General features: G+C 65.1%; 1 pseudogene. It reads left to right on the forward strand.

Features of this window, described 5'->3' with window-relative positions:
• A pseudogene (locus tag OO67_RS35425) lies at window positions 1-545 on the forward strand (tachylectin-related carbohydrate-binding protein); the annotation flags it as partial.

Consider the following 545-nt stretch of genomic DNA (forward strand, 5'->3'; position numbering starts at 1 on the left):
CAGGTGCCGTTTCGCTCAGTCTCCTGACCGCGAGTACCGGCACCGCCCAAGCCGCTGAGCAGGTGTGCACCGGCACCTCGTCGATCTACGGCATCCTCGACGACGGCCGCCTCACCTACTCCGCCATCACACCCGGCACCGGCAACCGCATCAGAACACGCGTCGGCCCCGACCTCGGCTTCGAACCCAAGGCCATGGCCACACTCAACTTCAACACCATCCTCGTCACCTCCACCGCCGGCGCCCTCTACCGCGTCGACGTCCAGACCAACGACGAGACACTCGCCGTCTCCGCCATCGACAAGATCATCGACAAGGGCTGGACCCACGACAAGCTCAGCTACGACGGCTACGGACACCTCTACGGCACCACCGCCGACGGCACACTCCTCCAGTACCTCGTCTCCCAGGCCAAGCCCAAGGGCGTCGAACACATCGGCCAACGCGCCGAGATCGGCACCGGCTTCGTCCTCAAGACCCTCACCACCGTCGGCCAGGACCGCCTCATCGCCACCACCGAAGCCGGAAAACTCTTCTCCTACAAG

The sequence above is a fragment of the Streptomyces atroolivaceus genome (genome assembly GCF_000717025.1).
Classification (GTDB): Bacteria; Actinomycetota; Actinomycetes; order Streptomycetales; family Streptomycetaceae; genus Streptomyces; species Streptomyces atroolivaceus.